16 protein-coding genes and 1 tRNA gene are annotated in these 20,568 nt (G+C 42.3%); 11 read left to right on the top strand and 6 right to left on the bottom strand.

All coding sequences use genetic code 11. From position 1 onward, the window contains the following. Positions 1–158 precede the first annotated feature (158 nt). The gene (locus AK823_RS08735) at positions 159–1,334 is read left to right on the top strand and encodes an ABC transporter ATP-binding protein (RefSeq protein ID WP_068330248.1); all 1,176 of its coding nucleotides are present in this window, start codon (positions 159–161) and stop codon (positions 1,332–1,334) included. An 81-nt stretch (positions 1,335–1,415) separates the two neighbouring features. Here the strand turns inward: AK823_RS08735 and AK823_RS08730 are convergent, their stop codons facing one another. Both AK823_RS08730 and AK823_RS08725 read right to left on the bottom strand, forming a co-directional pair. Beyond that, the gene (locus tag AK823_RS08730) at positions 1,416–2,264 is read right to left on the bottom strand and encodes a methyltransferase domain-containing protein (RefSeq protein ID WP_068328272.1); all 849 of its coding nucleotides are present in this window, start codon (positions 2,262–2,264) and stop codon (positions 1,416–1,418) included. Between the two features lie 67 nt (positions 2,265–2,331). Then, positions 2,332–2,607: a hypothetical protein gene (locus AK823_RS08725; protein ID WP_068036394.1), complete on the bottom strand. Its 276-nt coding sequence runs from the start codon at positions 2,605–2,607 to the stop codon at positions 2,332–2,334. A 346-nt stretch (positions 2,608–2,953) separates the two neighbouring features. Here AK823_RS08725 and AK823_RS08720 point away from each other — a divergent pair, with 346 nt between their 5' ends. The 8 genes from AK823_RS08720 (at position 2,954) to AK823_RS08690 (ending at position 12,986) form a co-directional block, all read left to right on the top strand. Continuing rightward, the gene (locus AK823_RS08720) at positions 2,954–4,693 is read left to right on the top strand and encodes an alpha/beta fold hydrolase (protein ID WP_068328269.1); all 1,740 of its coding nucleotides are present in this window, start codon (positions 2,954–2,956) and stop codon (positions 4,691–4,693) included. A gap of 110 nt (positions 4,694–4,803) precedes the next feature. Next, positions 4,804–4,983, top strand: a complete 180-nt coding sequence (locus AK823_RS13965) for a hypothetical protein (RefSeq protein ID WP_082785682.1) — start codon at positions 4,804–4,806, stop codon at positions 4,981–4,983. Between the two features lie 325 nt (positions 4,984–5,308). After that, complete coding sequence (gene gyrA, locus AK823_RS08715) at positions 5,309–8,077, top strand: DNA gyrase subunit A (RefSeq protein ID WP_068328266.1); 2,769 nt, start codon at positions 5,309–5,311, stop codon at positions 8,075–8,077. Between the two features lie 148 nt (positions 8,078–8,225). Continuing rightward, positions 8,226–9,296 carry an EamA family transporter RarD gene (gene rarD / locus AK823_RS08710; RefSeq protein ID WP_068328264.1) on the top strand — a complete coding sequence of 357 codons (1,071 nt, stop codon included), beginning with the start codon at positions 8,226–8,228 and terminating at the stop codon, positions 9,294–9,296. A gap of 237 nt (positions 9,297–9,533) precedes the next feature. Beyond that, entirely contained in the window at positions 9,534–10,604 is a 1,071-nt protein-coding gene (rarD, locus tag AK823_RS08705; protein WP_068328261.1) for an EamA family transporter RarD, read from the top strand. Positions 10,605–10,752: 148 nt separating this feature from the next. Then, a complete protein-coding gene (locus AK823_RS08700; protein WP_068036384.1) occupies positions 10,753–11,421 on the top strand; it encodes a glutathione S-transferase in 669 nt (222 codons plus the stop codon). A 156-nt stretch (positions 11,422–11,577) separates the two neighbouring features. Next, positions 11,578–11,826, top strand: a complete 249-nt coding sequence (locus AK823_RS08695; RefSeq protein WP_068328259.1) for a hypothetical protein — start codon at positions 11,578–11,580, stop codon at positions 11,824–11,826. A 44-nt stretch (positions 11,827–11,870) separates the two neighbouring features. Continuing rightward, positions 11,871–12,986 (top strand): ribonuclease Z, encoded by a 1,116-nt coding sequence (locus AK823_RS08690; RefSeq protein ID WP_068328256.1) that lies wholly within the window; start codon positions 11,871–11,873, stop codon positions 12,984–12,986. A 1-nt stretch (position 12,987) separates the two neighbouring features. On the opposite strand, the gene AK823_RS08685 is transcribed toward AK823_RS08690, so the two are convergent. After that, positions 12,988–13,986, bottom strand: coding sequence for an ATP-binding protein (locus AK823_RS08685; protein ID WP_068328253.1), 999 nt, complete (start codon positions 13,984–13,986; stop codon positions 12,988–12,990). Between the two features lie 68 nt (positions 13,987–14,054). Between AK823_RS08685 and AK823_RS08680 the strand changes: the two genes are divergently transcribed. Beyond that, positions 14,055–15,050: a serine/threonine-protein kinase gene (locus AK823_RS08680; RefSeq protein ID WP_068328250.1), complete on the top strand. Its 996-nt coding sequence runs from the start codon at positions 14,055–14,057 to the stop codon at positions 15,048–15,050. Between the two features lie 81 nt (positions 15,051–15,131). Here AK823_RS08680 and AK823_RS08675 read toward each other — a convergent pair. From AK823_RS08675 to AK823_RS08665, 3 genes are all read right to left on the bottom strand, one after another. Continuing rightward, positions 15,132–15,216: transfer RNA gene (locus AK823_RS08675), tRNA-Leu, on the bottom strand. A 255-nt stretch (positions 15,217–15,471) separates the two neighbouring features. Continuing rightward, the gene (locus AK823_RS08670; RefSeq protein ID WP_068328248.1) at positions 15,472–17,232 is read right to left on the bottom strand and encodes a sigma 54-interacting transcriptional regulator; all 1,761 of its coding nucleotides are present in this window, start codon (positions 17,230–17,232) and stop codon (positions 15,472–15,474) included. Positions 17,233–17,314: 82 nt separating this feature from the next. Then, positions 17,315–18,673, bottom strand: coding sequence for an ATP-binding protein (locus tag AK823_RS08665; protein WP_068328246.1), 1,359 nt, complete (start codon positions 18,671–18,673; stop codon positions 17,315–17,317). A 135-nt stretch (positions 18,674–18,808) separates the two neighbouring features. Here AK823_RS08665 and rimO point away from each other — a divergent pair, with 135 nt between their 5' ends. Next, complete coding sequence (gene rimO, locus AK823_RS08660; protein ID WP_068328243.1) at positions 18,809–20,404, top strand: 30S ribosomal protein S12 methylthiotransferase RimO; 1,596 nt, start codon at positions 18,809–18,811, stop codon at positions 20,402–20,404. The last annotated feature ends 164 nt before the right edge of the window (positions 20,405–20,568 follow it).

Raw genomic sequence — 20,568 nt, 5'->3', positions numbered from 1 at the left:
ACTCATTCTATCGCTCATTGGTAACACCTATGCATACTGACCTGATTAAAGACTCAGCCGACCAAACGGCTCAATCTAAGCTCAAATCTACTGATGCTAAAGTTGTGCTTGGAGATATTAAGCAAGCCTCTACATGCGCTGTCATTATGCCGCAGTCTATGCAACACGAATCAGCTGGTGCTGATAAACCTTATTTGAGCGTTAGAGATTTAGTAGTCGGTTATGATGATATGATCATCGTTGATGGATTATCGCTAAATCTACAGCAAGGTGAAATTGGTTGTTTCTTAGGGTACAGTGGTTGTGGTAAAACCACAGCATTACGTGCTATCGCAGGGTTAGAGCCTACACGTCGAGGCACTATTAGTTTAAATGGTCATCGTCTAACAGAACAGACAGCGCGCACCTCTTTTGCTGTTGCACCTGCCAAACGCGGCATGGGTATGGTGTTTCAAGATTATGCATTATTTGGGCATCTAAGCGTGGCGAAGAACATCGCTTTTGGTCTCAATAATTGGTCAGCTGCCGACAAAAAAGCGCGAGTGGCTGAGATGCTAAACCTCGTTGAATTAACTGAGCATGCAAACAAGCGTCCATCTGAAATCTCAGGTGGTCAACAGCAGCGGGTTGCGCTAGCACGAGCGTTGGCACCTAAGCCTGAATTATTGTTACTCGATGAGCCATTTTCTAACCTTGACGTAGTACTGCGCGAATCACTTGCTATGAGTGTACGTGATATTCTTAAACGTACAAATACGACAGCAATATTGGTCACCCATGATCAAAACGAAGCCTTTGCCATCGCAGATAAAGTGGGCGTTATGCATAGAGGCGAGCTGGTGCAATGGGCAACGCCAAGTGAGCTATACCACGAGCCAATCAGTCCGTTTGTTGCCGAGTTCGTTGGTGAAGGAGCAATGATAGATGGGATCATCAAAGAGGGGCATGTTGAGACAGCGCTTGGTGATATTTATCGACGTATGGAAGTTTATGACGAGTTAGGACAGCCGCAGTATTGTGAGTATGATTATCCTAATGGTACACCGATTAAGGTGCTCGTGCGCCCTGATGACATCATCCATGATGATGATAGTATGCAGACGGCATTAGTCGTTGGACGTGTCTTTCGCGGTGCCAACTATCTATATCGTCTGCAACTCGATGACGGGCAGACGGTTTTATCCTTAGTCGCCAGCCATCATAATCATGAGATTGGATCGCATATTGGTATTTTGCCCTTACTCGAACACGTGGTCGTGTTCGATGAAAAAGAGATCAATGCCACGACTTGGTCAGAATACGATAGATCATCAAGAGTTGAAGAGACGAGGTAGTAATCGACATTTTAATGCAAGAAGATGACTGTTATTAAAATGGCCGTAATGAAACGATTGCAGTGAGACAATCTTTTATAATTAAGTTTGACGAGTCGCCATGATATGTAAATAACGGCCAAGCCATTTATAAGGTTCTTGTTGCGAGTAGCGTAACTCCATTCGAATGACCGCTTCAGGGTCATTATGCCCACCGCGCTTTAATGGTGCATAATCATGAAATACGCGCAAACCGCTCTCTAATATAATTTGATAATGATGCTGTTGTAGCCACGACGCAACTTCTTGTTTGGCAACTGGATAATTGGGCGTCAAACTCTTGTTGTTGTCAGCTTGATAATCAGCTTTATCAAGTAAGGTATCGAGCAAATTAAAATTACCCATGATTAAGTTGCGGTAGTCAAAGCTCGCAGGATTATAAAAACATAATGACAGTACGCCCTCATCATCAAGTTGATTATCAAAGAAACTCATCACTGCCGCAGGGTCTGCTAGCCACTCAAGTAAGGCATGACACAGTATCAAATCAAACTTACCCGCATCATCTTTAGCCAGTTTAGCTTCAAGCTCTTGGTATGGGCAGACGTGCCAAGTAATATCAGGGTTTGTACCCTCCTGTTCGGCACTTACTTTTGCTTTTTCAAGCATATTAGCTGATATATCATTGATGACAACTGTATGACCTTGCACCGCGAGTTCTATTGCAATCTGTGCCAGCCCTGCGCCCACATCCAAGATACGTAATGGTCGTCCTAGCGTTTGACTCAGCTGTTCGACGTAGCCAAAGATATCGCGACGTAAAACAGCCAATCGAATGTCGCCTTTTAAACCACCATAGACCTTTTTTTCAAAGTGATCGGCAATGGCGTCAAAGCTACGGTCGCTACGTTCGGTTTCTAGTGCTATCAATTGGTTTTCATTATTTATCATTAAGTTTAAATCTGCTATTTATTTTATGGGAAGCGGTATTTTTACTAATATGGTTGAAGGTTTACCTCTACCGTCGTCTATTGATCACCCATTTGAATACCAGCTTAGCTAAGGTAATGACGACAAATACTACTACGATAAATACCCAAATGCCGTTGCCTTTTAGATTGTCTTGGTAAGCTTGCGCTAAGTAGCCGGACAGTATCATCGCAATTAGTAGTGAGCCCCAACGCACAAAGGGCAAGGCGCGGTTGTTATGGTTGGGGAAACTGACGGCATAATCGCTAGAAAAGCTGTACAGTACCATAGCCAAAATCCAGACGATAACAAGAATAATATCCATAACGATAAATGCCTATTTAGTAGTTGCTGATACAAAAAGTTGTGAAAAGTATTTAGGATGTGAGGGAGTAGTGTAGCGAGTAAAAATTTTTTGTCTACAATAACCGAAAATTCCTTCTATCAAATATGTGTTTTGAACATGTGCGTATATTAGATGTAGCACTCAAATGACAGACGATTACACGGTTTTCAGTAGCTTTTCATAACCGTTTGCGGTATAACCAATAAGGTATAAGAGTTAATAATAGTTAAGTTATCACTACCAAAAAGCCTATTATAAAGGGGCTTTTGACCGACTGCCAAGGACGTTCGGCGGTTTCATTTTATTACTGCTAAGGATAGCAAACATGACCCATTCTCAATCTAATAACAATTCTCAATCTAATAACAGTATAGATAGCAATCAAAAAAACGTTGCCTCTGATCATAATCCTCAAACAAACGCCATTTTTACTTCAACTAAACCCACCATGTTACGTTGCACGCTATCAGTTGCAGTGGCAAGTAGCCTGCTATTACTAGCGGGTTGTGGAGATGATGATAACGATCAAATAATCACAGCTTATCCCACGTCCGTTCAGTCTGTTAGTGCGTTTGATAAAACTCAAATAGATAATAGATTTGGTCTGGGAAATACTGCAACACCTGCTGCGAAATGCGATATCAAAATAGAAAAGGTCAGTTATCCGACTAAGGGTGCTGCTGGCGAGCGCACTAATGCAACTGCTGCATTGATGTTACCCAGTGGTGATAGCGCTGACTGTCAAGGTGATCGACCTATATTGCTCTATGCTCATGGCACCACTACTGAAAAGGTCTATGACTTTAGTCAAGTGGGCAATCCGCAAAATCCTGCTGGCTCAGAGGCAACCCTCATAGCAGCGAATTTCGCCGCCCAAGGTTATATCGTCGTCGCACCTAACTATGCTGGTTATGACGACTCTGATCTTGGCTATCATCCTTATCTAGTCGCCGATCAACAATCCACTGATATGGTCGATGCCTTAGATAGTGCGCGCTTAATTATCGACAGGCAACAGCAGGCTAATAATACCAAGTACACTAATATCGATGATTCTGGTAAATTGTTTATTAGTGGCTATTCGCAAGGTGGCTATGTGGCAATGGCAACGGCAAGGCTATTAGAGCAGCAAGGTAAGCCAGTGACAGCGATAGCACCCTCATCAGGTCCTTATGCGTTAGCTGCTTTTGGTGACTCTATATTCTCAGGAAACGTCAATATTGGCGCCACTAGGTTTGCGCCGTTATTGGCAACTGGTCTGCAGAAAAAGTATAAAAACATCTATCGAAACACCACGGATATTTTTACGATCAACTATTCCAATACTCAGCTACCAAGCTTGTTAAGCTTTGGAGAGCTAGTAGCCGCTAACAAGCTACCGGATAACGCATTGTTTGAAAATAATCCTCAAAACAACCCTACACTTGATATGCTACAGCCACCGACTGTTCCTTTTGCATTCTTAGGGTTTGCAGATGATAACTATCTTATCAAAACAGATTTTCGCACTACTTATGTAGCTGATGCGCTACAAAACCCTGATAGTCTGTTGGCTGAAACGGGTGTACTTCCAGCCGCTAATCCGCAAAACAATTTGCGTAAAGCTCTGAAAGCTAATGATCTACGCGGTTATATCCCTAAAATGCCAACGCTTATATGTGGTGGTAATTCAGACCCAACTGTATATTATGATCTAAATACCGGTTCGATGACCGCCATATTGCAGCAAGCAGGTGCAGCTCCAGCCTCTAATCTTAATATCACGGTCTTGGATGTGGATGTAAGAAATAATCGAGGAGCAGTGACTCCGATTGGTAGTGCTATGAGCAACCCGTGGATGTCAACGACAGCAATAGATAATATCCAAAGTAGGTTTACTACTACTTTGACAGCAGTCCAGAATAAAGCTGTTTCAGACGCTCAACAAGCAGGCGTAACTGACCCTACATTATTAGCACAAGCCGCAGGCGCTGCGATATTAGCCAGCTATCATGGCGATCTAGTCAGTACCTCTTGTACTCAAGCCGCGCGTGAGTTCTTTGACCAAAGCTTTACAGCGTTATAAGAATTCTTAAGCTCAATCATTTAGATAGCTTATAAATTTGGAAGAACTGCATCTTGAGAGGTGCAGTTTTTTAATGGATAAATCATTATATTTAATAACACTGAGAAAATATGAAATCAATCATTGCATCGCTGCTCACATGTGCTTTTATCATTGCACCTATTAGTCATGCCCAAGCGCGTAATACGCCTTGCTCAGGAAAAATGGGCGGAGTAGCTCATTGTTCTAAAGATGGTAAATTTATATGTAAAAATGGAAAAATCAGTCAATCCAAAAAAATATTTCAATAACAATGTTTCAATATTAGCAGCGATAAATCTACTATTTAAGAATGTTAGTAAGCGCTTCGAAACATTGGTTGCTAATGAGCTGTTTTGCTTGATTTTAATGACACGTAGATACCCCTAAATCAGCAAATTTGTGCTAAAATAGCTTCTTTTATTCAACATTAAAACTATCGCCATTTTCCTATTGTTTTGCATGCTTGGTAGTGATTTTTTATAGTTCGTATATCGATAATAGCTGCGCTTTTGTGCAGCTGTATTTTTGTATAGCCATAACCAATTCTAGTAAAATTGCAAGCTTCAGAGAAAGTATGTGAGTGAAGGAGTGTATATGAGCGACTCGATCAGTCCTATTGCCATCGTGGATGAATTAAAGCAATCCTATTTGGACTATGCGATGAGCGTGATCGTCTCGCGCGCGCTGCCTGATGTGCGTGATGGGTTCAAACCGGTACACCGTCGCGTGATGTATGCGATGCATGTGTTATCTAATGATTATAACAAGCCATACAAAAAATCGGCCCGTGTGGTCGGTGACGTCATTGGTAAATATCATCCGCATGGCGATAGTGCGGTATACGACGCAATAGTAAGGATGGCGCAGGACTTTAGCTTGCGTTATCCAATGGTTGACGGTCAAGGTAACTTTGGCTCGATTGATGATGATCCTCCGGCTGCCATGCGTTATACCGAAGTACGTATGACCAAGCTTACCCATCAGATGCTTGCTGACCTAGACAAAGACACGGTTGATTGGGAAGATAACTACGACGGTTCTGAGCGTATGCCAAGTGTGTTGCCTGCACGTGTTCCTAACTTGCTAGTTAATGGTGCGACAGGTATTGCTGTCGGTATGGCGACCAATATGGCACCGCATAACTTGACCGAAGTGATCAATGCTTGCTTAGCTTATGCAGAGAACCCGCAAGTATCAGCTGAAGAGCTAATGACGCATATCTCAGGCCCTGACTTTCCAACGGGCGGTATTATTTATGGTCGTGCTGGTATTTTAGATGCTTATCGTACTGGTAAAGGCCGTTTGCATGTACGTGGTCGCTATATTATTGAACCAATGAGTGATACAGGCGTCAACCGCGATCGCGAACGCATTGTATTTACCGAAGTGCCTTATCAGACTAATAAAGCAAAACTAATCGAACGTATCGCTGAATTGGTCCGTGACAAAAAGATTGAAGGCATTACTGAGATACGTGATGAGTCTGATAAAGATGGTATGCGTATTGCCATTGATTTACGTCGTGGTGAGACGGCTGAAGTTATCGTTAATAACTTGTTTCTTCAAACACCACTCGAATCAAGCTTCAGTATTAACATGGTGGCACTCGATAATGGCCAGCCAAAATTATTGACTTTACGCCAGCTGATCGCTGCTTTTGTACGCCATCGTCAAGAAGTAGTGACGCGCCGTACGATTTATGAGCTAAATAAAGCCCGCGTACGTGGTCATTTGCTCGAAGGTTTGACTGTTGCGCTCGCGAATATTGATGAAATCATTGCCGCGATTAAAGCCTCTGCAAACCGCGGATTGGCACGTGAAAGCCTGCTCAATAATACTTGGGGTTCAGGTAGTGTCGTTGCGATGCTAACCGCTGCTGGGAGTCAGTCAGTACGTCCTGAGTTTATTGAGGGCGAAGATCCAAAAGCACCATTTGGCTTAATTGAAGGCGAAGAACGCTATCGTTTATCACTTGAGCAGGTCAACGCGATTTTGGATATGCAGTTGCATCGCTTGACAGGTCTTGAGCAAGACAAATTAACTGAAGAATATCAAGATTTATTGCGTGAAATTGCCCATTTAGAGTCTATCCTTGGTGACTTTGATAAATTGATGGCCATTATCTCTAACGAGATGATCGAGATTCGTGATAACTTTGGTGATGAGCGCCGTACCGATATCATAGATTCGCGTACTGACTTCAACCGTGAAGACCTCATTCCTGAGCAAACAGTAGTGATGACTGTCTCACGTACTGGCTATGCAAAAACCCAGCCGATTGATGATTATGTGGCGCAAAAGCGTGGCGGTAAAGGTAAGTCTGCAACCGCAATGAAAGAAGATGATGTCATTGATCATCTGGTTGTGACCTCAACGCATGCAACGGTATTATGCTTTACTGATACTGGACGTGTCTTTAGTTTACGTGGGTTTGAAGTACCAATTGCCAGTCGCGGAGCCCGCGGTCGTCCGCTAGTAAACCTGATTGGTCTAAATGGTGATGAAACAGTCACCACAATATTGCCAATTCCAAAGATAGTGGAAGAATTATCTGTAGAAGGTGAGACGTCATTAACGGACACCTTAATAAATAGTGATATAGATAATGATGACGCTTCATTAAAAGACAGCACTCAAGCAGAGCCACCTTTTGTATTCTTTGCAACCGCTAATGGTACAGTGAAACGCGTAGAGCTTAAGCAGTTCGCAAACATTCGCTCTAATGGCTTGATTGCAGTTGGTTTAGAAGAAGGCGATAAATTGGTTAGCGCTCGCATTACGAATGGTAGTCAAGAAGTCATGCTGTTTGCCTCAAGTGGTAAAGCCATTCGTTTTGATGAGAATGATGCCCGCGCGATGGGTCGCACCGCAAAAGGTGTACGTGGTATGCGTCTCGCGACTAATGAATTTATCAAGTCATTGGTCGTAATCGAAGATGACGTCCGCGAGATTCTAATCGCTTGTGAAAATGGCTTTGGTAAACGTACCTTTATTGATGAGTTCAATACTCAAAACCGTGGTGGTGGTGGTGTTATCGCTATTAAGACTAGCGACCGTAACGGTGCTCTAGTTCGTGCCACTAAAGTTGAGCCTGAAGACGACATTATCTTAATCTCAGACAAAGGTACTCTAGTACGTACGCCAGTTGAGCATGTGGCCAGTTCTGGTCGTAATACTCAAGGTGTTACTCTCATTCGTCTATCGAAAGATGAGAAATTGGTAGCGATGGCGCGTGTTGAGCACGAAGAAAGTGACAATGCCCTAGTCGATGCGATGAGAGAAGATGGTACGTTTGAGCCAGAGGGTCAAGAGCAAATAGATATAGATGCTGCAACTGAAAATACAGCGCCTACTGACGAATAATTGTGACGAATGAATGTCTAGTTGAATAGCTTTTTAGTCTAGTTCTTCATAACTTTTCTATAAAAAAGCCTCTGACGTTATCGTTGGAGGCTTTTATTTTTTCCTTCTAAAAAATGCCAACAAAGTTCTATTTTTTAAGGCTGTTGTTATGCTTACTACTAATCAAACCTTTCAGGGAACCGTCGCATCGGTATCATCAAGCTTTTTATTCTCACTCATGTTCCTATTTGGGCTATTTATGCTGCCCTTGTCAGGCACACAGGTGGCATCATGGCGTGTGTTGATGATGCTATTGAGTCTAGTATTATTGGTCAGTTTTACCAAGCAGTGGCGGCATGTCTTTGATTATCTAAAAACCTTAAAGACGCCAAAAGAGTGGCTAATATTTGTATTACCAACACCGATTTTGGGTGGGCAAATTTGGCTTTTTATGTGGGGTCCGGTAAATGGTTATGGTCTTGATGTTACCTTGGGCTATTTTTTATTACCATTGGTCATGATATTAATTGGACGCTTTTTTTATCATGAATATATGAGCGCGCTACAGTGGGTAGCGGCGCTATGTGCAGCAATGGGTATTGGCTATGATATATTTCAATACGGATCGATATCTTGGGTGACTTTGTTTGCATGCTTGGGATATCCGCCATATTACCTATTACGGCGTAAGCTTTCCGTGCCACCAATTACTGGTTTGCTTTCTGATTTGACCTTACTGACGCCAGTGGTGTTAATAATGCTGTACTTTAGTGGCGGCTTTAGCGTGGCGGCACAGGAAAGTAAGTTCTGGTACTTACTACCGATGCTCGGGGCATTTAGTGCGCTTGCAATGTCACTCACAATGGTTGCTAGTAGCAAATTACCTGTCTCATTATTTGGGGCTCTTAGCTATATAGAACCTATGCTGTTATTTGTGTTATCTATCACAGTTCTGAGTCAAAGTTTGGATGAGGGAGGCTCTTTATTCATGTATGGCATGATTACTTTGGCGTTAGTATTCATGATTATGGATAGTGCCATGGGTTATATCATTCGGCGTCGTGATGACCGTTTACATGGCTATAATGAACCACAGGTGGGTGGCTTTCCACCGCGCCGTCGTTTGATAGATCACCGTATAGACGGTGTATTAAAGGCGCATCGTTTTCGTAAAATACGTCGTTATCAGAAAAAAATGCATAAAATACAACGAAAAATAGAGCAGCTAGACTCAAGGTAAATGGTTGTAAGAAATGAGTTGGCAGTTGAGTTGACGGGTCAGTTAAGTAGACATATTGCTTATGTAGTCTGACTTTGACATAATGCTTTTCATTACCCAAGTATGATAAATCTAAAGTATTTATCTCAGTATTATACGGTTATCTTATAGACAAAAAGCCTCCGACGTTCGCGTCTGAGGCTTTTGTTTTTTTTCTAAAACTGCCAAGGAAGTGCGCTAATTTTTAAGGCTGTTGTTATGTTCACCTCCAACCAAACGTCGCAGGGTACTATTATTGCGGTGGCTGCCAACTTTTTATACTCGTTGTTATTTCTGTTTGGCTTGATTATGCAGCCGCTGTCGGGTACACAAGTTGCCTCGTGGCGTGTGCTCATGATGTTATTTAGTTTGGTCCTTTTAGTCAGTGTGTTAAAGCAGTGGCAACATATTTTTGATTACCTAAAGACATTAAAAACCCCAAAAGAGTGGTTCTTATTTATCATTCCCACTCCTATTTTGGGCGCACAAATTTGGATATTTATGTGGGCGCCAGTCAATAATCTTGGTTTAGAGGTGACTTTAGGTTACTTCTTATATCCAATGATTATGATTATGGTTGGTCGGTTTTTTTATAATGAAGACATGAGCCTGTTACAGTGGGTTGCAACACTTTTTGCGGGTGCAGGCATTGCCTATGATGTCTTTCAATACGGCTCTATATCTTGGGCGACGTTATTTGTCTGTTTGGGTTATCCACCTTATTATCTGTTACGTCGAAAAATGGCTGTACCGCCTATTATAGGTCTTGTCTCTGATCTTGTCTTATTATTACCTGTCGTTTTGGTTGCGTTATATATGAGTGGCGGTTTTGAATTGGCCATATCCACAGATAAGCTTTGGTATCTTTTGCCATTATTAGGAATTATCAGTACAGCAGCAATGTCATTGACAATGGTAGCCAGTCAGAAGTTGCCAGTCTCATTATTTGGGACTTTATGCTATCTTGAACCGATATTCTTATTTATATTTTCTGTCACTATTTTGCATCAAAGTATCGAGGAGGGTGGCTCCTTATTTATGTACGGCATGATCTTTGTTGCGTTATTGATTATGATTATGGATAGTGCGCTTGGTTACTTAGCACGCCGCCGTGACAACCGTCTAGATGGTTACAATGAACCGCAAGTTGGTAGCTTTCCACCGCGTCGTCGCCTAAAAAACCGCCGAATTAAAGGTGTATTGGCAGCACATCGGTTTCGTAAAATCAGACGCTATCAATCTAAAATAAATAAGATGTCGCATAAAATTGATCAGCTATATTCAAGATAATCCCTAAAAGAGCGACCGATAAAACTGACCACACAGCCATTGTTTTTCACTGTCATTAGGTAATCGTGATGTGTTAAAGCATTAGCAAGTGCGCTATCATCAATGATATTAAGACACTACTTTTTTTTATTATTATTGGGATAAATCTATGTTACATTTGCATCATTTAGAGAATTCACGTTCATTCCGCATTATATGGCTTTTAGAAGAATTAAATGTAGACTATCAGCTAACTTGTTATGAGCGTAACAAAGCTTATCGTGCGCCTGAAAGTTTGAAGAAAATCCATCCGCTTGGACACACCCCAATTTTAGAGGTGAATGAGCGTGCGCTGGTTGAATCAGGCTTCATCATTGAGTATCTGCTTAAGCATTATGATAAAGAACAGCAATTCAAACCTACTGACGATAATGAAGAGGCATGGGAAGCTTATACTTTTTGGCTACATTTCTCTGAAGCATCAATAATGCCATTATTAGTGATGCGCTTGGTATTTACCAAAGTAGTCGAAAAATCGCCAATGCTCATTAAGCCAGTGAGTAAAAGCATTCGTAAGCAAGTTGAAAACAACATGATTAGTGATAGTCTTACTACAATGCTAAACATGATGGAACAGCAGCTACAACACAATCATTGGTTTGCAGGCGAAGCTTTTAGTGCCGCTGATATTCAGATGCATCTTGTGGTTGTTGCTACCAATGCGGGCAGTGGGCTTGATAAAGTGAAGTATGCCAATATATTAAATTGGCTAAAACGTTGCGAAGCGCGTGATGCCTTTAAACGAGCTGAGACCAAAGGCGGCAGCGTTCAATTTTAAATATACTTACTTTACAAAAACACCCTAAGTTTTGAATTCTCATAGATTTTGAAAGCTTACAGACATTTTATCCAGTATTCTTGTATATTGATTTTGCTTGGGATATGTTGAATTCAATGTACCCTAGCAATAAACAGTCCTTCAAAAGGTAGTATGATGACAGACCCTAATAAATTAAATACCAAACTTGCGGATTCCGATAAGGACAATCTTGCACAGCAACAAATTAATTCTCAGCAAGTGTCTGTTAAGGCATGGTCGCAAAAGATATTGGTCGTTTTGTTGTGTGTAGCAAGCTTTTACGGGGGCTGGAAGTCACAGGAATCTAGCATGGTCAATCAATGCTTTGCTAGTGGCGGGCAAATCGTTGAGGGTGATAAGACCATCCTATGCAAATTGTCATAAGTTATATTAAATATGCACAACTCTTTTGCTACGAATGATAAGCCATGCTGCAACTAACCTTTTTAGGTACATCAGCCGGTGTACCGACCAAGCAACGCAATGTGACGGCGCTAGCGATTGAGTGTCTTAATCCTTATCTGTCAGGATCTAATCAACAGCAGAGTAAAAAATCGCGTCCGTGGTTATTAATTGACTGCGGTGAAGGCACACAGCAACAACTGCTCCATACCAAACTATCACTACATCAGCTTACCGCTATTTGTATTACTCATGTGCACGGCGACCATTGCTATGGTTTGCCAGGATTGCTTGCTAGTGCTGCCATGTCAGGACGTACCGCGCCGCTGATTCTCATCGCACCCAAAGCTATTTCCAAACTATTAGATGCTATAACACTAACCACTGAGTTGCATTTTCCATTTGCCATTAATTTTATGGCGATTGAAGATTTGCTGTCTCAGCCAGATAGTGAAAATAAAGGTCAGGTAAATATTAGCTTAGACAAGCAGCAACAGCTAGCGATAGATATCCATCCTCTATCACACCGCGTGCCATCCTATGGTTTTGGTATCACTCAGACTATCAGTCGTCGCACGCTCAATACCGACAAGTTGCTAGCAGCTGGTATTCCAGCTAGTAAGTTGTGGGGGAAGTTGCAGCAAGGTGAAGATGTTACAACTGAGGACGGTAAGCAGTTACGCTCAGCAGATTATGTCAATAATGATGAGCAGCATACAAGAGTAGTGGTGGCTGGTGATAATGATACGCCAAGTCTTTTAACTTCAGCGCTACGAGATGCGGATTTATTAGTGCATGAAGCAACTTATACAAATGAAGTCTTAACCAAGATTCAAGCGAAAAATCCAGACTTTGATCCCATGCATAGTAGTGCTCAGTTGGTGGGCAAATTTGCCCAAGATATCGGCCTACCTAATCTAATTTTGACGCATTTTAGTGCCCGTTATCAGAGTTTTGATAATCCAAATAGCACGACGCCTAATATGGGGTATATCCGTTTGGATGCCGAAAGCGTTTATCACGGTAACTTATGGTTAGCAGCTGATTTTGCGCAATATAGGGTAGATGGCGCAGCAGAATTAGTTGACGGTCAAGCAGAAAGCCGCGTACAGTATTTAGGATCTGCACGCGACAGTAAATGAGCTAAGACTGGCTATCTGCAGCAGCCAATTGTGATTGTCCTATCCAGTAGCGACTAAACTGATAAGCGACACGCCCCGAACGTCCGCCACGCTCCGATGCCCAACGCAGTGCCGCCGCTCTAATGGTTGCATTAAGTTCTTTATCAAGCTCTTCGTCAACCGCTTTGTCATTGCTATTGTTATCACTATTAGCATTCATAACATCACTAGTAATTTGTGCTGGCTGCAAGCTTAGATAATGCTGAACAATCTGTAAATACGTTTGTTGATTCATTGGATAGAATGATAACCACAAACCAAAGCGATCAGATAGCGATACTGTCTCGTCAATGGTTTCATAAGGATTGACCTCATCGGTGTTTCCATCATAAATATTGACGTTGTCTTTCATCAGCTGGGGCAATAAATGTCGGCGATTACTAGTCGCATACACCAGTAGCTTATCTTGCTCAGAATCGAGCGAACCATCCAACACACTTTTTAGCGTACGATAGCTTTCGTCCTGACCGTTAAATGCGAGATCATCACAGTACACCACATAGCGACTACCACAATCGGCCGGTAGCTCGTTGATGGCTGCGCGAATCTTGTCGAGCACCAATAAATCATCGCGCGCAATCTCAATAACGCGTAAGCCTTCGCTATGATAGGCTTGCAGTAATGCTCGAATCAGCGATGATTTACCTGCGCCGCGTGTGCCTGTCATCAACACGTGATTGGCTGGATAGCCTTTAAGGAACTGGCGTGTGTTTTGTACCAATTTTGACTTTTGGGTGTCGATACCGTGTAAATCATTTAAACTCAAAAATAAGTTAACGGCTAACGGCTCTAAATGTCCCGTGCGACCACCAACCCAGCGATACGCCAGCTGTGTAGGATCAATTTTAATAGTTGGGGTCACGTGCTCTTCTAAATATTGACTTAATAAGTCCAATAAAGGGGCAGGTAGGGCGTAATTAGTAGATGGTTTATCAGTAAACGAATTGGTTGGTTGGGACATAATGACTCTAATAATCAAGGGTACGTTTAATTTAGTTTATAACGGTTCTATAAGGGCTGAGTGATACCATGAAAAATAGTGCCAGCAATCCGCCTACAATACAAGCGATAACGCAAACCTTGCGTATGCAAGCGGAAGAGCTATTGCCAAAAGTGAGTAATGTGCTGACAAAGCTAGGCTATCATGAGATATCCCATCAACGTATTAGCCAGCAAAATGATGACCAAAACCAGCATGTTAAAACAACTAATTATCAAGGGCTAACGCGTGCGCGCCATTCGCAGTTTGGTCGTGTCATGATTAAATGGGAGCTTAGTCATGACATTAACCATAAGTTGTCTACATTAAGCTATGAAGTTGCGGCCTTAACTGCTGTGAGTCATTCCCAGTCGACTCAATCTATAGTACCACCAGCATTAGCTTTCGAAACCGTATATGTGAACGTTTTACAGCAAAGATGGCAGCTTAATCTCCTTGCTATGCCGTACTATGAAAATGGTAGCTTAGCGCCGCAGTTAAGTAATAAGAAATACCCATTATTAAGCGATGAAAAAAAACAGCAAATCATAAAACAGGTTGCGCGCTTGATAGCCAATCTTCATAAAGCTGGATGGCTACATAATGATATTAAACCGAGTAATGTTTTGCTAGATAGTTTTCTGCAGAATAGTGCGGATAATAGCAACATAATGCCTAATTTGCTGTTGACTGATTTTACATTAGCAGAGAATGTTGATAAGCCCAGCACAGCAAATCCTGCAGGTACGCCAGCTTATCTCGCGCCTGAGCGCTGGCAAGGGCAGGGCGCAACGGTACAAAGTGATATCTACGCATTTGGAATAATGCTGTATGAAGTGCTAACAGGCGCTCGACCATTTAAAATTGATAATCAAAGTTGTGAGTCGTTAAATGAGTGGGCGATTCAGCATTGCCAGCAGTCTATTCCAACCTTGCCGCTAGAGTATCAGGGCTATCAAGGAATCATTAATAAGGCATTAGCGAAACGAGTAGAGAGGCGGTATAGAAGTATGGAAGAGCTGTTGAAAGATTTGAAAATAGTTTAAGTCAAAAACCAAATCGTAGACACAAAAAAACCTGCTAAAAAGCAGGTTCTGATATTTGGTCTAAGATGTACTATCCGAAAATGGTGGGGCTGGAGAGACTCGAACTCTCACACCTTGCGGCGCCAGAACCTAAATCTGGTGCGTCTACCAATTCCGCCACAGCCCCATTTTCGTTACTCTATCATCAAAAGCGTTTAAACTCAAACACCATCTAGATAAATAACTGATTCGGTAGTGCGTCTCAGTGGTTGGCTATTATATAGAGTTTGAATAGTTTGGCAAGACCTTTTTGCAATTAATTTTAAATTAAACGTGTTTTTTTGCATGATTAATTATAAGCGATTGATAATATTATGATTTATAAATCATTATTTTTATAACCATAGTGATACTTCTACTGGTGAACCGTATCTAATTCTTATTAATCTTCTGATCGATTGTCTGATGAGCCAATATCGAGTAGTTGAAGCTTACGGGTTAACGTATTGCGTCCCCAACCTAATAAATTGGCTGCCGCAATCTTTTTGCCGCCACTATGAGTAAGCGCCGCGTCCAGTAATACGCGTTCGAAATCAGGCGTTGCTGTCTGTAAAATATCGGTTTCGCCCGCTTGTAGAGATTCTTTCGCCCAGTCTGCGAGCACTTCTTGCCAAGTTAATGTGGTAACCGAGTAAGAGGTAGGCTCTAAAGGCTGCATTAAGTCATTATGATAAGCGTCATTATGTGGCTGATTAGATTGTTGCTGCAAGGAATGATGATTATTAGCCAAGAGCTCAGGTGGTAAGTCTTCAATCAAAACTGTGTCGCCAGTTGCCATGACCGTTAGCCATAAGCAGACATTTTCGAGTTGACGCACATTACCTCGCCAGTCAAAGGCTTGCATGAGACGTAGTGCTTCAGGGTGCAGCTGCTTTGGTGCAGTGTTCATTTGCTTAGCAGCGCGCTGCATAAAGTGTGCGGTAAGGGCGGGGATATCCTCACGGCGTGCTCGTAGCGGTGGTAATGGCAAACGAATGACGTTGAGACGATAAAATAAATCTTCGCGAAATCTGCCTTGTTGTACGAGATGTTCTAGGTTTTGATGAGTCGCAGCGATGATACGCACATCAACCTTGATAGGTTGCTGGCCACCAACGCGATAAAACTCGCCATTCGCCAATACTCGCAGCAAGCGTGTCTGTGTACTAAAAGGCATATCACCGATTTCATCTAAAAATAGCGTGCCACCATCTGCCTGTTCAAAGCGGCCTTGCCTGCGCGTAGTAGCGCCTGTAAAAGCGCCTTTTTCGTGCCCGAATAGCTCAGACTCTATCAAATCATGTGGAATGGCCGCCATATTGAGCGCAATAAAGGGTTGTTGCTGTCGTGGTGAGTGCTGATGTAAAGCGCTGGCGACCAGCTCTTTGCCAGTCCCTGACTCGCCAGTAATAAGAACAGTGATAGGAGAGTGTGCTAATCGCCCGATTGCTCGGAAGACCGTCTGCATGGCCTGCGACTGTCCAATAATGCCGTTGGGATTGTTGTTAGACTTATCAGTAGTTTTATCTTTTATTAAATGCTTATCTTTGATCTCATTGTTAGAGCCGCTAATCGGTTTCGTTTTTAGATTAAGCTTGTTCTCTTTTTCTGCCTGAGCTTTGACATCGGCTTCGGCTTGCTTATTATTTATATGATTAGTCGGCTGATAATTGATAGCTTTATAAATCGTTGCGACCGCATCATCTAGATCAAAGGGTTTAGGCAGATATTCAAATGCACCTGTCTGATAGCTGTTGATAGCAGAGGTGAGATCTGAGTGGGCAGTCATGATGACAATAGGCAGCTGAGGGAAATGCTTATGCACCCATTCACTAAACGATAAGCCATCCATCATCGGCATACGGATATCAGTTAATATCAAATCTGGCAACTGCGTCGCTGATTCGTGCTGTTGTAAGATATCATTAAGCTGGGTCCATGCTGCCTGCGCTTGCGTAAAGCTGACAACCATAAAACCAGCGTCTTCAAAAGTATCCGCCAACACTAAACGCAATGCCGCATCGTCATCAATTAGCCATAAAGTCGCAGGGTTGTCGTTGGGCACATTATTGACCGTTACTTTGCTTGCTTGCTCATTTGTTAGTTCATTATTCGATGTTTTATTATCGCTTTTAGGTTTATAGTTGTCGTTATATTCAGTCATGTATCAGGCCTAATGAGCAATTATTTCAGGGTTATTATTAGTAATTCAGGATTGGCATTAGCTTTTTATTTAGCCGTTATATTTACGCGTTAAGTGTTGGCTGATTAAATGGTAAATACAGCGTAAAGCATGTTTTTTTGGATTGACTATGATTCTTAAATTGAGTGGAGCTAACGTCAATCATACCATGATGTCGGCTGATAATATCTTGAACGATAGACAGCCCTAAGCCTGTACCAGCTGCACGGCTGGTTACCATCGGGAAAAATATTTGCCCGATTAGCGCTGGATCAATTCCTGAGCCGTTATCGGTAATAGTGACTTGCAGCACTTGTTTGTGTTGCTGACTGCCAATAGTATGCTGAAAAGCAACGCGCGTTTGGATATGCAATTGTGGTTTATAATTATCGTCATCAGCTTGAAGGTCGCTCGATTTTGCATTATCAGACTCAAAGTTATTCGCTGAATATTGCTCTGTCATCGCCTCGCAAGCATTGTTCACCAAATTTAGAAATACTTGGATCAACTGGTCTTTATCGGCATCTAATTCAGGTAAAGATAAGTCATAATCACGTTTTAAGGTTACTTGTGGATAATGACTCATAACCAAGGTAAGGACATGCTCCAGCGGCTCATGAATATTGACAGCTTGCCAGTTTGGCAATTGATTAGAGCCAAGAAGTTGCCCGATGAGCTGGGTTAAACGATCGGTCTCTGAGATAATAATATCGGTATAGCTACGCAGCTTTTCAGTGGTTTTTTGCAGATTTTTATTAATATTTGGTTCAGTGATAAGAGAAGGGCTTTGATTATCAAAAATAAAAGTGTCACTGAATTTGATGAACTGCCGCTGTAATAATTGCGCCGCACCGCGTATACCAGCAAGCGGATTTTTGATTTCATGGGCGACCGAGCGCAGCATATGACGGGCAACGTTATATTGTTGCTGCTGACGTTGTTCTTCTGAGATGCGACTTTGTCGATCCTTGCCCCACATCTCAATGATAAAAAAAGGCTGCTGCTCATAAATGACTGGGGTTACACTATAATCCACTGAGAGTGATAAATTGCCATTCAGCGGTGTGCTGATAAAGTGATCATGATCGATGAAAGGTTGTTGATAGCGTTTTGCTTGATGAAATCGTTCTGTCAAAGAGCAAGTTGGTTCATTGATACCTTTACCAATACTCTTATCAACATCAACATTGTTATTATCACTATGGTTTCTATTATCTGTTGACGTCAACTCTTCGGGTGCAAGCAGCGTCAATATTGATTGATTGAGCAAGCGTCCACTGCTAATAGCCAGTAATTGCTCAGCTTGGGCGTTTAACCAAGTAATTGATAGTTCATCATCGACCCATAAGATAGCTGTGAACAAATGCTGTGATATAAATACTAAGTCAGGTGTTGGTTTTGCGGGTATCAGATTGGTTGTCATGGCTATTGCCTAGGATGAAGGAATACTCAATATAATATTTAACCATAAATCAACACTATAGAGCGGCAAAACTGGCGATTTTTGTAAAAAAAACGTACAATGCGCACAGCCAATTTATCTCTAGCAAGGTCAGCCATGCCCAATATTTCTACCGAGTCGATTAATACGACCATTACCACCTCACAGCCAGCTTCTACACCAAAAGACACTGCCACCATTTTTAATCCTGCTAAGCTAAATATAGCGCAAGAGCAGAGTCAGGCAGATACTAGCCAACCTTACCATCATAAAGCCAACCACAATCAAAACCGTAGCATTGAGCAAAGCAGCAATGTGGTTTCAGCTACGTCAAATAAAGCGACAGCAGCAACTGCTAATGCACCAGTTAACGCAGCACCGAAGATTGGTTTTGTGTCACTAGGTTGCCCAAAAGCATTGGTGGATAGTGAGCGCATTATCACTGAGCTGAGCCGTGATGGTTATCAAGTGGCGAGCGACTACGAAGGTGCAGACCTAGTTGTGGTGAATACTTGCGGCTTTATTGAATCAGCGGTACAAGAGTCGCTTGATGCAATCGGTGAGGCGATCAGCAAAAACGGTAAAGTTATCGTCACAGGCTGCTTGGGTAAAGAGGCGGATAAAATCCGTAAAATGCACCCAGCCGTCTTAGCAGTGACCGGTGCGCATGCTTATGATGAAGTGATTACAGCAGTTGCACAGCATGTACCCAAGCCAAATCGTAGCCTAGATGCAAACTACGATCCGAAAATAGATTTGATCAATGAAGCGGGTATTAAATTGACCCCAAGCCATTATGCTTATCTAAAAATATCAGAAGGTTGCAACCATCGTTGTACTTTCTGCATTATTCCAAGTTTGCGCGGTGACTTGGTTTCGCGTCCGATTGATAATGTGATGAATGAAGCGATGGCGCTTAAGAATGCTGGCGTGAAAGAGTTGCTCATTATTTCACAAGATACTTCCGCTTATGGGCTAGATCTTAAATATAAGACCAGCTTTTGGAATGGTATGCCGCTTAAGTCGAAATTTTATGACTTATGCCAAGCGCTAAATGACTTAGGTATTTGGGTACGTTTGCATTATGTCTATCCGTATCCGCACGTGGATAAAGTTGTTGAATTGATGGGCGAGAAAAAACTATTGCCATATCTCGACATTCCCTTTCAACATGCCAGCCACCGCATCCTAAAAGCGATGAAGCGTCCGGCGCATAGTGAAAACACCTTGGCACGTATTCATGCTTGGCGTAAAATTTGCCCTGATATCGTCATTCGTTCAACTTTTGTCGTCGGTTTCCCTGGTGAGACGGAAGAAGACTTCCAATGCTTGCTTGATTGGCTGGTCGAAGCGCGCCTTGATCGCGTTGGCGCTTTTACGTATTCAGAAGTAGAAGGTGCGGTTGCTAATGATCTGCCCGATCACGTACCTGAAGACGTCAAGCAATCTCGTTATGAGCGTTTAATGACGCTACAACAAGACATATCAGCGCAAAAGCTGCAAGAGAAAATCGGCAAAACCTTAACCGTCTTGGTTGATGAAATTGATTATGATGAAAATGTTGCTATTTGCCGTAGCTATGCCGATGCACCAGAGATTGATGGTCATGTGTACGTTGACGATATCACCGCCAAAGTGAAAGTCGGAGCGTTCTTAACTGTCACCATTGATGATGCTAGCGAATATGACTTATTTGCCAGTTATCAAGGCTAATTGCATATTATAAAAGCGCTGCATGATTTTTGAGCGTTGCTGCCCAATAAATAGCTAAATGAAAACCCATTGTTCATTAAAGTTGAAAATTGCCCAATCGTGGGCAGTTTTTGCTACAATTAGCGCAATTTAGCCTACTTGCCTATTTTGGACTGCATGTCTTA

This window comes from Psychrobacter sp. P2G3 (genome assembly GCF_001593285.1).
Taxonomy (GTDB): domain Bacteria; phylum Pseudomonadota; class Gammaproteobacteria; order Pseudomonadales; family Moraxellaceae; genus Psychrobacter.
This window is presented reverse-complemented; position numbering and strand designations above follow the sequence as displayed.